The sequence below is a fragment of the Bradyrhizobium sp. HKCCYLS1011 genome, from assembly GCF_051167795.1.
Classification (GTDB): domain Bacteria; phylum Pseudomonadota; class Alphaproteobacteria; order Rhizobiales; family Xanthobacteraceae; genus Bradyrhizobium.
Genome location: NZ_JBNPTT010000001.1, coordinates 528,825 through 545,445, shown reverse-complemented (window position 1 = coordinate 545,445; position 16,621 = coordinate 528,825). Strand labels below are relative to the sequence as shown.

Annotated in this window: 14 protein-coding genes; 5 read left to right on the top strand and 9 right to left on the bottom strand. The window is 64.6% G+C overall.

What is annotated here, in order from left to right; all coding sequences use genetic code 11:
- Nucleotides 1–18: 18 nt before the first annotated feature.
- Together ACQR1W_RS02510 and ACQR1W_RS02505 are read left to right on the top strand one after the other, a co-directional pair.
- Complete coding sequence (locus tag ACQR1W_RS02510; protein WP_434849329.1) at nucleotides 19–909, top strand: MBL fold metallo-hydrolase; 891 nt, start codon at nucleotides 19–21, stop codon at nucleotides 907–909.
- 8 nt (nucleotides 910–917) lie between these two features.
- Complete coding sequence (locus ACQR1W_RS02505) at nucleotides 918–1,337, top strand: NUDIX hydrolase (RefSeq protein ID WP_434849328.1); 420 nt, start codon at nucleotides 918–920, stop codon at nucleotides 1,335–1,337.
- Nucleotides 1,338–1,346: 9 nt separating this feature from the next.
- Here ACQR1W_RS02505 and ACQR1W_RS02500 read toward each other — a convergent pair whose 3' ends face one another.
- The 4 genes from ACQR1W_RS02500 to ACQR1W_RS02485 form a co-directional block, all read right to left on the bottom strand.
- A complete protein-coding gene (locus tag ACQR1W_RS02500; protein WP_434849327.1) occupies nucleotides 1,347–2,990 on the bottom strand; it encodes an acyl-CoA synthetase in 1,644 nt (547 codons plus the stop codon).
- A gap of 39 nt (nucleotides 2,991–3,029) precedes the next feature.
- Nucleotides 3,030–4,916 (bottom strand): TRAP transporter large permease, encoded by a 1,887-nt coding sequence (locus ACQR1W_RS02495; RefSeq protein ID WP_434849326.1) that lies wholly within the window; start codon nucleotides 4,914–4,916, stop codon nucleotides 3,030–3,032.
- 46 nt (nucleotides 4,917–4,962) lie between these two features.
- A complete protein-coding gene (locus tag ACQR1W_RS02490) occupies nucleotides 4,963–5,988 on the bottom strand; it encodes a TRAP transporter substrate-binding protein (protein WP_434849325.1) in 1,026 nt (341 codons plus the stop codon).
- An 864-nt stretch (nucleotides 5,989–6,852) separates the two neighbouring features.
- The gene (locus tag ACQR1W_RS02485) at nucleotides 6,853–8,226 is read right to left on the bottom strand and encodes a Spy/CpxP family protein refolding chaperone (protein WP_434849324.1); all 1,374 of its coding nucleotides are present in this window, start codon (nucleotides 8,224–8,226) and stop codon (nucleotides 6,853–6,855) included.
- Between the two features lie 3 nt (nucleotides 8,227–8,229).
- Here ACQR1W_RS02485 and ACQR1W_RS02480 point away from each other — a divergent pair, with 3 nt between their 5' ends.
- From ACQR1W_RS02480 to ACQR1W_RS02470, 3 genes are all read left to right on the top strand, one after another.
- Entirely contained in the window at nucleotides 8,230–8,637 is a 408-nt protein-coding gene (locus ACQR1W_RS02480; protein WP_434849323.1) for a hypothetical protein, read from the top strand.
- 322 nt (nucleotides 8,638–8,959) lie between these two features.
- On the top strand, nucleotides 8,960–10,027 hold the full coding sequence (locus ACQR1W_RS02475; protein WP_434849322.1) for a hypothetical protein: 1,068 nt from the start codon (nucleotides 8,960–8,962) through the stop codon (nucleotides 10,025–10,027).
- 32 nt (nucleotides 10,028–10,059) lie between these two features.
- Complete coding sequence (locus tag ACQR1W_RS02470; RefSeq protein ID WP_434849321.1) at nucleotides 10,060–10,752, top strand: hypothetical protein; 693 nt, start codon at nucleotides 10,060–10,062, stop codon at nucleotides 10,750–10,752.
- An 88-nt stretch (nucleotides 10,753–10,840) separates the two neighbouring features.
- On the opposite strand, the gene ACQR1W_RS02465 is transcribed toward ACQR1W_RS02470, so the two are convergent.
- The 5 genes from ACQR1W_RS02465 to ACQR1W_RS02445 are packed head-to-tail and all read right to left on the bottom strand — an operon-like array spanning nucleotide 10,841 to nucleotide 16,617.
- A complete protein-coding gene (locus ACQR1W_RS02465; protein ID WP_434849320.1) occupies nucleotides 10,841–12,214 on the bottom strand; it encodes an MFS transporter in 1,374 nt (457 codons plus the stop codon).
- Between the two features lie 45 nt (nucleotides 12,215–12,259).
- Nucleotides 12,260–14,587: a xanthine dehydrogenase family protein molybdopterin-binding subunit gene (locus ACQR1W_RS02460; protein ID WP_434849319.1), complete on the bottom strand. Its 2,328-nt coding sequence runs from the start codon at nucleotides 14,585–14,587 to the stop codon at nucleotides 12,260–12,262.
- The gene (locus tag ACQR1W_RS02455) at nucleotides 14,584–15,063 is read right to left on the bottom strand and encodes a (2Fe-2S)-binding protein (protein ID WP_434849318.1); all 480 of its coding nucleotides are present in this window, start codon (nucleotides 15,061–15,063) and stop codon (nucleotides 14,584–14,586) included. The genes ACQR1W_RS02460 and ACQR1W_RS02455 overlap by 4 nt, the downstream gene beginning before the upstream one ends.
- Nucleotides 15,060–15,929, bottom strand: coding sequence for an FAD binding domain-containing protein (locus tag ACQR1W_RS02450; RefSeq protein ID WP_434849317.1), 870 nt, complete (start codon nucleotides 15,927–15,929; stop codon nucleotides 15,060–15,062). The genes ACQR1W_RS02455 and ACQR1W_RS02450 overlap by 4 nt, the downstream gene beginning before the upstream one ends.
- Before the next feature lie 10 nt (nucleotides 15,930–15,939).
- Nucleotides 15,940–16,617: a GntR family transcriptional regulator gene (locus tag ACQR1W_RS02445; RefSeq protein ID WP_434849316.1), complete on the bottom strand. Its 678-nt coding sequence runs from the start codon at nucleotides 16,615–16,617 to the stop codon at nucleotides 15,940–15,942.
- Nucleotides 16,618–16,621 lie beyond the last annotated feature (4 nt).

Genomic DNA, 16,621 nt, shown 5'->3' with positions numbered 1-16,621 from the left:
CTTGCGCCGGAGGTCACCATGAAAGCGCTGAATGCCGCCGTCTCGGTCGTGATCCTTCTGCTCGGCATGGGAGCTGCCGCGGCGCAGAACGCACCGCAAACCTCGACCAAGAAGGTCGATGGCACCGACAACGTGTATGTCTTCCGCTATGGCGGCCACCAGTCGATGTTTGTGGTGACGTCGCAAGGCGTCATCGCCACCGATCCGATTTCATATCTGCGCCCCGCCAAGCCCTATATCGACGCCATCAAGGCCGTCACCGACAAGCCGATCAAATACGTCATCTACAGTCATCACCATTACGATCACATCGCCGGCGGCCAGCCCTTCAAGGACCTCGGCGCGACGTTTGTGGCGCACCGGCGGGTCAAGGAGCGTCTGCTCGAGTTGAAGAAGCAGAACGCGCTGCTCGCCGACGTGGTAATGCCCGACCAGCTCGTTGACGACAAGAAGACGATCAAGCTCGGCGATACCACGCTCGAACTCATCTATGTCGGTCGCAACCATTCCGACAATTCGCTGGTGATGCGGCTGCCTAAGGAGAAGATCGTCTTTGTGGTCGATTTCGCCCCGATCGAAACGGTTCAGTTTCGCAATATTCCCGACAACGCCTCACCGCTGGAATATATCGCCTCGCTCAAGAAGCTCGCCGCGCTCGACTGGGAGCGCATGATTCCGGGCCATCCCTATGCCGGCGGACGCTACGGCACCAAGAAGGATGTGGAGGACGATATCGCCTACATGGAGGATCTGTCGACGGAGGTGAAGAAGGCCGCGGATGCAGGCAAGTGCTTCGACACCGCGATGAAGGAGGTCAAGCTGCCCAAATACGAGAAATGGGCGAACTATGAGGCGAGCTTGCCGGCCAATGTCGAGCGCTTCTGCTACTGGTGGGCGCGGGGATATTGATCGAGCCGATGTCGCGACCATCCAAGACTTTCAACGTCGCCGCTGCTGCTGTCGTGGCGCAGGGCCGCCTGCTGCTAGTTCGGAAGCAGGGCACGGCGGCGTTCATGCTTCCGGGTGGAAAGCTCGAGCCCGGCGAAAGCGACCGTGAATGCCTGGTCCGGGAAATCCAGGAGGAATTGGGCACTGCTCCGCTCGGCGCAGCCGAGCATCTTGGCACGTTTGAAGCCGATGCTGCCAACGAACCCGGCCATCGGATCGCAGCGCGAGTTTATCGCGTTTCGCTGCTGGACGAACCCAAGACGTCTGGCGAGATCGAGGAGCTGGCTTGGTACGACCTTCACCAGCCCGCTCGACATCTCGATCTCGCGCTGGCGCCGCTCGTCTTTAATTTCGTCGTTCCTCGGCTTCGCCGGAGCGCCCCGCGTTAAGCCGCGGCCTCACGCCGAGATCGCCTTGGCCGACTGCACCTCGTTGCGCAGCAGATACTTCTGGATCTTGCCGGTCGACGTTTTCGGGATCGGGCCGAACACCACGACCTTCGGCGTCTTGAAGCCGGACATCCGCTCGCGGCAATAGGCGATGATCTCGGCTTCGGTCGCCTCCGCGCCTTCCTTCAGTTCGATGAAGGCGCAAGGCACTTCGCCCCATTTCGGATCGGGCTTGGCGACCACGGCCGCGAACAGCACGGCCGGATGCTTGTAGAGGATGTCCTCGACCTCGACGGAGGACACGTTCTCGCCGCCGGAGATGATGATGTCCTTGGAGCGATCCTTGATGATGACGTAGCCGTGCGCGTCGAGCACGCCGAGATCGCCGGTGTGAAACCAGCCGCCGGCGAAAGCTTCCGTGGTTGCCTTCTCGTTCTTCAGATAGCCTTTCATCACAATGTTGCCACGGAACATGACCTCGCCGATGGTCTCGCCGTCGCGCGGCACCTCGCGCATGGTTTCGGGGTCGAGCACGGTGACCGCTTCCTCCAGCGGGTAGGGCACGCCCTGACGGCGCTTCATCCGCGCGCGCTCGGCCGCCGGCAGATCGTCCCAGCCCGGCTGCTCGGCGCAGACCGAGGCTGGGCCATAGACCTCGGTCAGCCCGTAGACATGCGTCAGCTTGATGCCGATGTTTTCTGCGCCTTCGAGCACGGCCACCGGCGGCGCCGCGCCGGCAATCAGCCCGACCACCGGCTTCTCGCGCTTGCCCTTCGGCGCGTCGGGCGCGTTGATCAGGACATTGTAGACGATGGGCGCGCCGCACATATGGGTGACGCCATGCTCGCGGATCAGCTCGAAGATCTTGGTCGGCTCGACCTTGCGCAGGCAGACATTGATGCCGGCGGCAGCCGCGATCGTCCAGGGAAAGCACCAGCCATTGCAGTGGAACATCGGCAGGGTCCAGAGATAGACCGGATGCTGGCCGAGATTTCCGGCCAGGATGTTGCTGACCGCGTTCAGATAGGCGCCGCGGTGATGGGTGACGACGCCCTTGGGATTACCGGTGGTGCCCGACGTGTAGCTGAGCGCAATGGCGTCCCACTCGTCATTCGGGCGGCGCGGCTCGAAGGCGGGATCGCCGAGCGCGAGCGCGGCCTCATATTCGATTTCGCCAATCCGGCTGCCGCCCTTGAAGGCGGGGTCATCGACGTCGATCACGAAGGGCTTCGGCCCGGTCATCAGTTTGAGCGCGTCGGTGATCACGCCAGAGAACTCGGGATCGACCAGGATGATCTTGGCCCCGCCATGATCGAGCTGAAACGCGATCGAGGGTGCGTCGAGCCGGATGTTGAGTGTGTTCAGCACGGCGCCCGCCATCGGCACCGCGAAATGAAGCTCGTTCATCGCCGGGATGTTCGGCAGCATGGCTGCGACCGTGGCGCCTTCGCCGATGCCACGTGCGGCGAGATAGGACGCGAACTGCCGGCAGCGCATATAGGTCTGCGCCCAGGTGAAGCTCTTGCCCTCATAGACCGTGCTGACATGATCGGGATAGACCGCGGCGCTGCGGGCGAGGAAGCTGAGCGGCGTCAGCGCGACATAATTGGCCGGGGTCTTGTCCAAACCGATCGCGTATTGGTTCGCACTCATGGCTCCCTCCTGGCTGTGTTCCCGTCTTGTCTGAGGATTCTACAGGAACCCGATCGAAATCCAGGGAAAAATCGCTACGATCGTAAGCCCGATCAGGAGCGCCAGCAGATACCCCCAGATCGGCCGCATGCCGGCGGCGGGGTCGACACGGCCGATGGCGCAAGCGGCATAATAACCGACGCCGAAGGGCGGCGCGAACAGCCCGATCCCCATCGCCAGAATGATGATCATGGCATAATGCACCTCGTGCACGCCAACGGCGCGCGCGATCGGAAACAACAGCGGCCCGAACAGCACGATCGCGGGAATGCCTTCCAGCACGCTGCCGAGGATCGTGAAGGCCAGGATCGAGACCGCGATGAAGGTCGCCGCGCCGCCCGGCAACCCGGTCATGGCCGCCGCAAGCGAGCGCGAGAAGCCGGACTGCGTCAGCCCCCAGGCCATGCCGGTGGCCGTGCCGATGATCAGCAGGATTGCCCCGGATAGCGCCGCGGTCTCGACCAGCATCGGAAACAGCCGGCGCCAGTTGAACCTGCGGTAGATCAGGAGGCCGGTGAGCAGGCCATAGACGATGCCGATGGTCGAGACTTCGGTCGCGGTCGCGATGCCTTCCACCACGGCGAAGCGAATGACGAAGGGCAGGGCGAGCGCGGGCAGGGCGACGACAAAGCTGCGGCCGATCTCGGATGGCGTGGCGCGCCGCACGCCGCTCATATCCTCCTTGCGATAGCGCCACCACACCAAGGCGCACAGCGTGACCGCGAGCACCACGCCCGGCAACAAACCGCCGGTAAACAGCGCCGCGATCGAGACGCCCGTGACTGAGCCGATGGTGATCAGCACGAGGCTCGGCGGGATGGTTTCGGTCTGGGCGCCAGTGGCCGCGAGCAGGGCGACGAGGTCGCCGGGACGGGCGCCGCGCGCCTTCATTTCCGGAAACAGCACTGGCGCCACGGCCGCCATGTCAGCCGCCTTGGCGCCGGAAATGCCGGAGACCAGGTACATCGCGCCCACCAGCACGTAATGCAGGCCGCCTCTGACATGGCCGAGCAGGCTCGCCAGGAACGCGACCATCGCGCGCGCCATGCCCGTCATTTCGATCAGGAGCCCTAAGAAGACGAACAGCGGCACCGAGAGCAGGATCAGGTGGCTCATGCCCTCGTCCATACGCCCGACCAGCACCATCAGCGGCGTGCGCGTGGTCAGCGCCAGATAGCCGAAGATCGCGAGTCCGAACGCGAATGCGATCGGCACACCGGCGAAGACGCAGAAGGCGACCACGCCGACGAAGAAGATGACCAGGTTGAGGTTGCCGAGCGGCTTCAGCCAGGGCTGCGCCAGCCAGAACAATGCAATAATGGCGGCGACGGACAGAAGGGCGGCCAGCACGGTCCTGAGATTGGCCGCTCGCATCAGCCGCAGCAGCGCAAAGAGCGTCATCAGGGCGATGCCGACCGGCAGCGCCGCCGCCCGCCAGATGTTTTCGATTCCGAGCGCCGGCGTGGTGATGAAACTCTCCTCTACGGCATAGTCATAAGCGGGCCGCACCACCATGACCAGAAAGGCCAGCGCGGCGGCGGTCGCCACCGCATCGAGATAGGCCCAAAGCCGCGGTCCGGCGACGGCTACGCCTGCCGTCATGCGCATGTGCTCGCCACGGCGGAACGCAACGACGGCGCCGAGCATCGCCAGCCACAGGAACAGGATCGACGCCAGTTCGTCCGACCAGATCAACGGCTGGTGCAGCGCGTAACGCGCCACCACGCCGGCAAACAGGATCACGATCTCGGCGACGACCAGGATTGCTGCCGGGATTTCCACCAGACGGCCGAGCACAGCTTCGATCGTCCCGATCAGCAAGCGCCGGCGAGGGGACTCGACGACGACCTCGCTGACCACAATCTCGGTGAACTCGGCATGCGCCATGGCGTCGATCCAAACGAGAGCGACAGACTGTTAAATCAGCTTGCTATCACAGCTTGCCGACGGCCTTTTCAAGCAGGCCCCACGCTTCCTCGCCATATTTGCCCTTCCATTCGGCATAGAATCCGGCCGCGCGCAGCTTGTCGCGGAACGGCGCCACCGCCGGCTGGTTGAAGACCAGCCCCTTGGCCGAAAGGTCCTGCTGAAGGCCGGCATTCAGCTTCGCCGTGTCTTCGCGCTCCTTGACCGCGGCAGCATTGATGTTCTTGGCGACAATCGTCCTGACGTCGTCGGGCAGGCTTTCCCAGGCCCGCCGGTTCGCCAGGAACCAGAAGCCATCCCACATGTGGTTGGTCAGCGAGCAGTACTTCTGGACCTCGTAGAGCTTGGCGGTGGAGATGATGGCCAGCGGATTTTCCTGGCCTTCGACCACCTTGGTCTGCAGCGCCGAATAGACCTCGCTGAAATTGATCGAGGCGGGCGCGGCGTCGAACGCCTTGAACATCGAGGTCCACAATGGCGATACGGGAACCCGGATCTTGAAGCCCTTGAAATCATCCGGCCCATTGATCGGCCTGGTCGACGATGTGGTCTGACGGAAGCCATTGTCCCAGATCTTGTCCATGACCACGAGCCCGGCCTTGTTGATCTGGCCGCGCACGTACGCGCCGAGATCGCCATCCATGGCCTTCCAGACCGTGTCGTAGTCCGGGAACGCAAAGCCGATGCCATTGATCGACGCTGCCGGTACCAGGGTCGACAGGATCAAGCCCGACAGCGTGAAGAACTCGACGCCGCCGGAGCGGATCTGGCTCAGCATATCGGTGTCGGAACCGAGCTGGTTGTTGGGGAAGATCTGGAGGTCGAATTTGCCGTTGGTCTCGGCCTTGATCGCCGCCGCCATCTCCTTGGCGCGGACGTTCATCGGATGGGAGTCGGGCAGGTTGTTGGCGTATTTGTACGTGAACTCGGCGGTTTGCGCGCGTGCCACATGGGGCGCAGCCATACTGCCGATCCCGCCGACAACCGCTGTCGCCGCGGAGGCCTTCAGTAGCGCGCGTCGTGACAGGCTCATGCTCGTCTCTCCCTTAGGACGTCTTTTTGTGGTTTCGAGACGCGAGGTCTCATGCGGCTTCACGTGATCTATACGGACCGAATCCGCCGACGTCATCCGCGATCCCCGTCCATCGTGCGCTTATTGCAGGCGAACGACGCGGCGACAATATGGGCCATCGGGGCGACAGGGCCGCGCCTCGAACCAGCGTCGGCAACGCACCCTTGGCAAGCGCCGAACCGGGCCTCCAGGAGCTTCAAGCGCGCCGCGAAACTCAGGTTCAAATGCAGGATTTCCGCCTAAGCCTCTGTGTGCTCTATGAATAAATATATTCCATAATATACCTTATGCGAATTGGATATGGAGCGCATCGCCCGTGCTGTCGTTCTGAGTCTTTCTGCTTCAATCGAAGTCTGACACACCCTCGGCGGCCCCCCCTAGCTGCCCCAAGGCGGCCGATACTCCGCGCCGCGCGGCAGCGGCGTCAGAGACGAGACGGGCCTTGATCCGGATCGGCTGAGAAGCTCCTGCAGGCGGCTGGAGCGCTGCCTGGCCCGTTCGGAAGCGCCGAAGCTTGGCACCGGCTGGATATTTCTCATCCGCAACGGAGCGTTTAGCGTTGAGACGATTCCGAATTTAACTCACGAAGGTTGCTATCTGGCACCCCTGCTGACCGTAGCCTTTCACTCAGGTTGCTGGCTGACTGGCTGCGAGCACGTTCCCGGATCGAAAATTCGCCTTTCATTTGAACAATAATCCCATCGTGCTCACGCATGCGCGTCACGATTAGTTTTGCTAGTTCTTCGCTACTATTAGCTTTCGAAAAATCGCTTGATGGAAATAGGCTGGTTGCTTTAGCGCTCCATCAGATGAGGCATGCGTCCCTCACAGCCCCATCATCCGAAACACCAGGCTGCGCACGCTCACGCCGTGATGGTGGCGATGGCGAGAACGGCGAGGGGTCTCGTCCTCGTCGGCGGAGGCGGTCGAGGGACCGTTACGCGCCGGGCCGATCGCATCGAAGGCGGCCTTTTGCTCGTCACTGAGCGAGTTGTAGAACGTGTCGAGCGCCGGTCGCACGGTGCCGAGCGCCTGCAGCATCGCGTCGAGGCGCGCGCCGACTGCATCCAGCCGGGCCGGCGGTGTGCGCGCCTCGGTCGGTGGGCAGGATGATTTCAGGATATCGGCGGCTTTCGTCGTCGCATCCTGCAGAGCGGTGAGACTTGCGCGCTGTGCGTCGGTCGGCTTGACGTCGCGCTCGATCTGATCGCTCGGCCAAGGCATCGCAGACGACGTCGTGGCAGATTGGTCCGCGGTGCAGCTGCCGCCGCTCGCGTTGGTGTCGCCGCGCCGCGCGGTGCGCTGCTCCGCTGCCAGCGCGGTAATCTTCGCCTTCTGGTCGTCGCTGAGCAGTCCATAGAACCTGTCGAGCGGTGGCTTCACGATGTTGACGGCATCGCGCATCGCCTGGACCCGCTGCTGCATGGCAGCGAGGCGGCTCGGCGCGGTCAGCGCCACATCCTTCGGGCAGGAGTTGCGGATGAGCTCCGCAGCCTTCTGCGAGGCATTGGCGAGATCGTCGAGTGCCGCCGCCTGTTCGGCATTGGGCTGAATGGCGCTACGGAATTGCTCGACCGGGAAACCGGCGATGGTTTTGCTGTCGCTGCCGCACATGTCGGCCAGCGTCGATGTCTCTTCGTTCTTGGCCGCATGCGCCGGCCGCGTCGAGCCTGTGGTCTCGGGCAGATAGCGGGCATAGGCGTTCAGCGAGCCGTAATCATAGGGGCCGAACAGGCCGGCATAGAGATCGCCATAGCCGTAGTCCCAGAACGGATAATAGTCGCCGCCCCACCAAGCGTAATCGTAGAAATCGTCGTAAGCGTAGGGCCAGAACACCGGGCCGACCCAGCCGAAGCCGCCATGCGCATGGCGCCACCAGAACCCGCCATGGTGATGCGCGAAGGCGGCACCGGCAACGGCTGCGGTGATCGCGGCGCGGCGCGCCGGATTGCGCAGGCCGCCGGGTGCGTGCATGGCGGTCCTGACCTGTCGCGACGACAGCGCATGGCCGACGGCTCTGGCGTCACGCAGCATCATGCGGTTCGAGACGACGTGGCTGTTCGGCGCTGCGCGGTTGCCCGCGGCAATGCCGGCCGGCGCATGAATGCGGCCCACCGGCGCATTGTGGCCGGCGAAGCTGCGGCCCGAGGGAGCGTGGCCCGCAAACCCGTGTCGTACACCACCGGGTGCGCCGCGCATGGCATGAAAGCCGCCGCCTCCGTGAAAGCCACCGGCGGCGCGCATGCCTCCGCCATGGAAGCCACCACCGCCTCCGCGAAAGCCTCCACCTGGGTGGATGCCGCCACCGGCCGCATGGAAACCACCGCCACCGTGAAACCCGCCGCCACCGCCATGAAAGCCGCCGCCACCGCCGTGAAAGCCGCCGCCACCGCCATGGAAACCGCCACCGCCGCCGCCATGAAAGCCTCCGCCTCCACCGCCTCCACGGCCTGGCTGCGCTTGGGCGAAGCCGGTGAATGTGACGCCTGCAACAGCCCCCGCGAGGATTGCGGCAAGCGCGAACGAAACCTGTCGGCCGGAAACGCTCATGTTTTCCTCCCCTGCAGAACGGCGGTCGGGAAAAGCCGGCAACGCCACGTACTGCTTTAGGAACAATCTGGGGCGCCAATAAGTTCCGCGCGTCGGTCCGGGTCCAACGACTCCGATGGAAGCGCAATTTCCACCGACTGATTCCGATTGAACAAAGATTCACTCCGTTCGAAGCCGAAAACGCTCTCTGAAACGCCTACCCTTTTCGGCGCGCAGACTCCGATTGAACGCGAAACGACACGTGCAAGTAGCGCTGACCAAGCCTGCCGCGCATCTGCAGATCGCAATCGATATGAACCGGCGGCGCGCCGCGTGCCACTAACGATGAGCCGTTGCGCTCCGGCCGGCTTTGTTGGTCGGACCTGCCATCCGGGAGGTTCCAATGGGTATCGTATCGTCGGTCGGTCGGCGACACGGACGGAATTCGCAAAATCGCGTCAGCGATCAGCGAACCGTGCAGGAACTCCTGAACAAGATCCCGGCGAGACTCGGCGGCGCGGAAGGCGCGTTGAACGAGCGGATGATCGAAGGCATCTGCAGCAACAAGCTCTATCTCGCCATACTCACATTCCAGAAGAAGACCCTACCCCAGGTCGCCGATGGCCATGTCGATCCCGGCAGCCGCACGTTCACCGAGATGGAGCGCCTGGCGAATATGCACGACCTCGTGGTCGGCGCCGTCAAGGCGATGTCCGATGCCATGGCGGAAGCCGACCGGCGCCAAGCCGTCATTGACCATGCGGTCGACCAGATGGAGGGCAATGTGCCCGGCTCCAATCCCTGGGACGTGGATGGATCGGACGCGCCGCTGTCCGGCATTGTGCCCTATATGGCAGGGCCAGGCGTCGCATCGGTGGCGCGCATTCCGATCCCGGGCACAAACGGACTTGCGCTCGAGCTCAGCCCGCGCGGATGGGTGCCGCCAACCGGCTCGACATCCACGATTTTCATTCAGGACGTCACCGGCAAGAAGCACCTGCGGCTGGACTACGGCTACAACACGAAGTCGAAGACCATCGACTATCACTGGAACCGCGGTGGCGCCGCCAAGAACGTCTGGGGCATCCAGGATCACACGACCGTCGGCAGAGGCGGCAAGATACTCTATCGTGCCGGCAAGTATCTGCGCTGGGGCGGACGGGTGCTGCTGGTCGTCGGCGTCGCGCTGGACATTTGGTCGATCGTCCAATCCTCCAAGCCACTGCGGCGCACCACCCAGGTCGTGTTCGGCTGGGCCGGTGCCTGGGCCGGATGCGAAGGCGGCGGAGCCGTCGTCGGCGGGATCGGAACGTTCATCGAGCCCGGTGGCGGCACCGCGGTGGGTGGCTTTGTCGGATGCATCGGCGGCGGCATCGGCGGTTATCTCTTCGGCAGCAAAGTCGGCGGCGTCGTCTATGACTGGGCCGAGGACACCTTCTTCACGCCGCTCCCGGCCGCCGACCAGCCCTGATCTCTTTGCTCACAGCTTCGGGACGAACCAACGTGCAGTTCTTCATCACCTATGATCCGCCGGGAGCCCATTGGCAGCTTGACGCCCCGCCCCCATCCGCCGGCGCCTTCGCGCTGATCGGCTGGAGCGGCGAGGCCGATGGCGACGGCGTCCCGGCGCCGGTCGCGGACGTGCTGGCGACGGCGCTTGCCGCCTGCGGGCGCATGACTTTCGCCTGCTCCACGGTCGCGGCTCCCGATGCGCCAGGATGGCAAGCGCTCGGACGCGATTTCGTCGCCCGGATCCGGGTGCGTTCGGCGCTCGGCCGCGCCGTGGCGAGCCTGTCGGGTCGCGCGCCCGCCGACCTCGTCCTGCTGTCGACGACGGAAACCGCAACGGCGCGGCGTCTGTTCGATGACGCCGGCTATCCCTGGTATGCGCAGGCGCAGGTGGTGCTGCTTTCGTCCACCGATGCGCCGCCTCCGGCCTACGAGGCGATCGCATCGCAGCCGGCGGCCTTGTTCTCATGGCTCGGCGGCGTCGCGGGCCTTGCGCGCGCGGGCGTGCAGGCGATGCTGCGCCCGGGCGTCGATGGCGACGTCGCCGGGCTGTTCTGCGCCTCGCGTGATGTTCGCGAGGTCTTCGAGACGGCGCTGTCAGGTCAAGCGCTGGCGCTCGGCATGCCGGTGCAACATGTGAACGAGGCGGCGCTGATGGCCGGGCTTGCTGGATCGCGCGACGCTTGAGCGACCGAAGGCGCTTTTCAACTCTCGTTGCTCAAGTGCCAAGGATCTTGAGCGCCAAGCATCTTGAGGGCCAAGCATCTTTCAAGGACTAGTCCTGCGGCGAAAGCTCTTCCAGGCCGCGCTTGGCCGGTTCGATTCCCCAAGCCAGCACGGCAGCGATCTGGATCGCGAGAAGCCCGACCATCAGCGATGTGACCCCACTGACGCCATAGCTCTTGAAAAGCCCGACGACGATGAATGGCGAAACGATCGTCGCGCCGCGTCCAAGCATGTTGCAGATACCATTGGCCCGGAGCCTGACCTCGGTTGGAAACAGCTCGGGCGTATAGACGCCGTAGAGCAAGGCAACGAGCACGTAGATCGACAGCAGCAGGCAGAAGCCGATCGCCACGAAGGCCACCGGCTCCGCCAGCATGGGATAGATCAAGCCGAACACGATCGTGGAAACCGACGCGCCCACGATCGTCATTCGTCTCCCCAGCCGGTCAGCCAGGAACGCGCCGAGCGCGCACCCGATCGGTGCGGCAAACGACATGATCAGCGTATAGGCAAACGACTTGGTCAGCGTCACGCCCTGTTGGACGAAGAAGGTCGGCAGCCAGGTGACGAAACCGAAGATCAGCGTGTTGATCACGATCAGGACGATCGACCCGAGGATCAGGCGCGGCAGCAGGACCGGACCGAACAGCTCCGTCACGGCGTAGCTTCTCACGGGCGCAGCTGCGCGAACCGGCGGCAGGGACGTCCCGCCGCATTCCCGTTCGATCTCCGCCACCAGGGCTTCCGCCTCCCCTGCGCGCCCCTTGGACTCCAGCCAGCGCGGAGATTCCGGGAGGGATTTTCGTAAGTACCAGACGATAAGCGCGCCGACCCCTGCGATCACGAACATCGCGCGCCACCCGACAAGGGGAATGAGGATCGAGGCCAGCAGGATCGTTGCCGGCAGACCGGACACCACGATCATCGCCATCAGCGCCAGCCACTTGCCGCGCGAGGCCGGTGGAACGAATTCGGTCAACGACGAATAGCCGACCACAATTTCCGCACCGAGACCGAGGCCCATCAGGAATCTCGCCGCGACCAGCCACTCCATCGAAGGCGCGACGGCGGCCCCAAGTGACGCAATGCCGAAGAGCAGCAGGTTGAACTGATAGGTGAAGCGGCGGCCATAGGCATCACCCAGAAATCCCGCGACCAGCGCGCCGACCGTCATGCCGAAGAAGGTGAACGAAACAAACTGCGCGTTTTGCGCCAGCGTCGAGAACTTGCTGGCGAGCGTGGCGCCGAGCACGCTGGTGCCGACATAGAGGTCGTAGCCATCAAAGAACATGCCGGCGCCGATCAGCCAGAAGATGCGCTTGTGAAACGCGGAAATCGGCAGGCGGTCGAGCCGCGCCCCCGATTGCACCGAGATGGACGTTGTCGCCGCTGTTACCGCGCCTGCTTCAGCCACTACACTCATCGCTTCCCCCTTTTATTTGTTGTCTGATGTTTATTGCCTGATCGTCTATTGCCTGGTTGCGTTCACCCACTCTGCGATCTGCTCCGGAGATACCGGATGTGCCCTGAGGAATGGCCCGGCCGGTCCGAGCGCATTCTCGATCGCCGAAATCACGCAGGCCGCGGCAGGAATCGTGCCGCCCTCGCCCGCGCCCTTCACCCCGATCGGGTTGCGTGGCGACGGCGTCTCGATGTGGTGAATTTCGATATCAGGCATCTCGGACGCGGCCGGCAGCAGGTAGTCGGCATAGGTCGTCGTGAGCGGCTGGCCTGCCTCATCGTGCTTCATGCGTTCGTACAAGGCGTTTCCGATGCCGTGCACGATCCCGCCTCGGATCTGCCCGTCGACGATCAAGGGATTGATCAACTTGCCGCAGTCATGGGCAACGACATAGCGCGTCACTTTCGCATCGCCGGTCTCGGGATCGATCTCGACTTCGCAGGCATGCGATCCGTACGCGAATGCGAGCTGGCTCGCCTCGAAATAGCCGGTGGCGGCGAGATCGGGATCGACGCCCGGGGGAAGCCGGACGCCGGCGGCACCGGACAACGTCCGGGCGATCGCGGCAAGGCTCACGGTCAGTCCGGGCACGCCGACGACCCCGACCATTCCGTTCTCGATCTCCAGGTCGTGCTCGCCGACCTCGAGCATATGGGCCGCCACCTTGATCGCCTTGTCGCGCACCTTTCGCGCCGCGATCTCGACGGACGAGCCTGCCGTGACGGCGATGCGGCTGGCGATGGTGGAAATGCCGAGCGGAAAGGCGCCGGTATCCGCGGACTTGACCGACACCTGGGACAAATCGACTCCCAGAGCGTCTGCCGCGATCTGGGCCAGTGTGGTTGCATGGCCCTGCCCCTGGCTTGCGGCTCCCGTCGAAACCACCACCTGGCCCGCCGGCGTCACCCGCACCGAAGCGCCTTCGAACGGGCCGAGCCCGGTGTCTTCGACACAGGATGCGAGCCCAAGCCCAAGCAGGCGGCCGCGCGCGGCAGCCTCAGTGCGGCGGCGCTCGAAGCCTGCAGCGTCGATCTTCTCGAGCACAAGATCGAGCGCCCGCGTGTAGTCCCCACTGTCATAGGCAACCGCCGAGCCATCGCGCATTCTTCCGCCGGTGGCGTACGGCATCTGATCCGCAGTCACGAAACTGCGGCGTCGCACCTCGTCCCGGGAAAGGCCGAGGTGACGCGCCACGCAATCGGCGAGACGCTCCAGCACGAAAGCCGTGTTCGGCCGGCCTGCGCCGCGTACCGGCGATGTCGGTACCAGATTGGTCAGCACGACATCTACCGCGATGTCGAAGGCGTCGAGCGCATAGGGACCCGGAAAGGACGCCAGCGCGGTCGCGGGCAGGATCAGGCCATACGGCGCATAGGCGCCGTTGTCGTGGACGCAGCGGCCGCGTACGCCCAGCATGCGGCCTTGCGCGTCGCAGGCGACCTCCAGCGTCCAGATCTGGTCACGCTGCTGCGTTGTGGCCAGGAAATGCTCCTGCCTGTCCTCGATCCACTTGACGGGCCGGCCGCAGGTGATCGCCGCGAGCGCGACCGCGAACTCTTCCGGATAGACATTGGCCTTGGGTCCGAAGCCGCCACCGACATCGGGGGCGATGACCCGGATGTCCGATTCATCACGGCCGAGATAGGCCGCGAGGTGCCGACGCACCATGTAAGGCGACTGCGAGGACGTCCAAACCGAGAGTTCGGCCGAGCGCGCATTCATCGCGGCGACGACGCCGCGGCATTCCATGGAATGGCAGCCGCCGCGATGGGTTTCGAACGTCTCCGTGAACCGGTGCGCTGCGCGCGCGAAGACCTGGTCGACATTGCCGTGTGCCCCGCGCAAGGTCGCGATGACGTTGCTCTCGCGATTCAAATGCGCGCGCGCCGCGCCGGCGTCAGCCGCATCACGGGCGTCGGCTGCGGCCGGCAGGTGCTCGATGTCGAGTTCAATCGCCGCCAGTGCGTCCTCGGCCTCGGCGCGGCTGTCGGCCAAGACCATGGCGATGGGCTCGCCGACGTAGCAGACCTCGTCGCTGGTCAGCGGCGCGCAGGTGATCGGCGTTTTCAGCAGCGGATGCGGAGCCATGGGCGGCATCGGGCCGCCGGCAATCTTTCCGAAGTCGGCCATCCCGTAGACGGCGCGCACGCCCGGCATGGCGCGCGCATCTGACAGATCGACCCGCCTGATCAGCCCGTGCGCGACCGGCGAGCGCAGAAACGCCGCATGCAGCATGCCGGGAAGCACGATGTCATCAACATAGTTGCCGCCGCCGGTCAGAAGGCGGGGATCCTCCAGGCGCGGCACGGCAACGCCGAAATAGCGTGTGCTCATCTTGTGCCCCTCTGCACCGCCGCCGCATCGAGCGCGGCGTCGACGATGCCCTGATAGCCGGTGCAGCGGCAGAGATTGCCGGAAAGCACGTCCCTGACCTCGTCGCGCGTCGGCGACGGGTTGACGCGCAGGAAGGCTTCGAGCGTCATGAGCATGCCCGGCGTACAGAATCCGCATTGCAGCGCATGGTGGTTCGTAAAAGCCTGTTGCAGCGGGGACAGCGCCTCCGGTTTTCCCAGTCCCTCGACCGTTTCCACCCGCGCACCGTCGGCCTGCACTGCGAGCATCAGGCAGGAACGCACCGGCCGCTCGTCGACGATGACCGTGCAGGCGCCACAGACACCGTGTTCACAGCCGACATGCGTTCCGGTCAGACCCTGCTGCTGCCGCAGGAAATCGGCGAGGTTGGTGCGGACATTGACCTCCGCCTCGACGCTCCCGCCGTTGATGTGGAGACTGATCCGGCGTGCGCTCATGTGGGCATCTCCGCATTGCGCGCGGCATCAGCGAGCGCGCGCATCGTGACGATCCCGGCGAGATGGCGCCGATAAGCGGCTGATACATGCACGTCGGACATCGGATCCAGCCTGCGGGCTTCCGCGACAGCCTCGTCAATGGCACCGCTATCGAGCCTGCGTCCGGTCAGCGCCCGCTCGGTCTCAGCGAGTCGCACAGGCGACGGCTCTACGCCGAACACGACGATCGCGGCGCGTCGGACAGCCCCTTCCGTGTTCAATTCCAGCAGGGCCGCCGCGCCGGCAATCGCAAAATCGCCGCGGCGGCGGGCGTATTCGCTGAATCCATAACCGTGTCCGCCCGGCCATCGCTGCCATCGAATGGAGCGCAGCAGCTCCCGCTCGTCCAGCGCAGATTCGAGATAGCCTTTGAACCAGTCGCGCGCTTTGACAACGCGCGAACCGCCCGCGCCGACGACATCGAACTCCGCATCCAGCAGCGCACAGAGTGCGGGCAGCTCGGCGGCGGGATCGAGATGACAGCAACTGCCGCCGAACGTGCCCCGCGACCGGGTCTGGACATGGCCGACATGGGCAAGCGCTGCGCGAAAGATCGGCGCCGCCACGGCCAGATCCGGGGAGTCCAGAAGGTCGGACTGCCGCGTCATGGCGCCAAGTTCGACCGCGTCCGCGGCAAGGCGGATGCCGGCAAGCTCCGGAATGCGGTTGATGTCGATGAGATGATCCGGCGCCACCACCCGTAAATTGAGCATCGGCATCAGGGACTGGCCACCGGCGAGCAGCTTGGCATTGTCAAGCTTCGCCAGCAGATCAACCAAGTCGCTGCAGCTGCGAGGATCGTGATAGGCGAAGGCGGAGGCTTTCACCGTCGCCTCCTCAAGGTACGATCGGCGAGCGCGACAGGGCCGACAGCACGCGCTTGCGTGCACGGCCGGCATGCCGCGCCAATATCCGTCCGGCCCGCTTGCCGTCGCGGGCCTGCAGTGCATCGATGATGTCGCAATGCTCTGCGATCAGCGCATCGCGCTGCCCACCGGCCTCGTTGCTGCTGATGCTCACGGTGACCAGGCGATCGAACTGTTCGATCAGGTCGATGGTCGCCACGCGAATACGCTGATTGGTGCAAAGGCGCGCGATGGCGAGGTGGAATTCGCGATTGTAGTGCACGAAGGACGGCGCGGTCCCCTCCTCGGCCGCAGCAAAGCCGTTCATCGAACGGAACCGGTCGAGCGCGCGCAAGGATTCCTCGCTGGCTTCGGTCGCCACGCTTGCGGCGCAAGCAGGCTCGAGAACCGCGCGGAATTCGAACAGATCGCGCGCATCAGCGATGGAGATCGGAGACGCGCGATAGCCCTTGCGCGGGCTGATGACGACCAGGCCTTCCGCCTCGAGCCGCAGCAGCGCATCGCGGACCGGCGAGCGGGAGACCGAAAAGCGATCGGCGATGTCGGCATCGCGGATTTCCGCCCCAGGCGGAATGGCGCAGCTCAGGATCTCACGCCGCAGCACGCCGTAGATATCCGAACGCATCAGCTGGTAAGGAATCTCGTTCATCTGA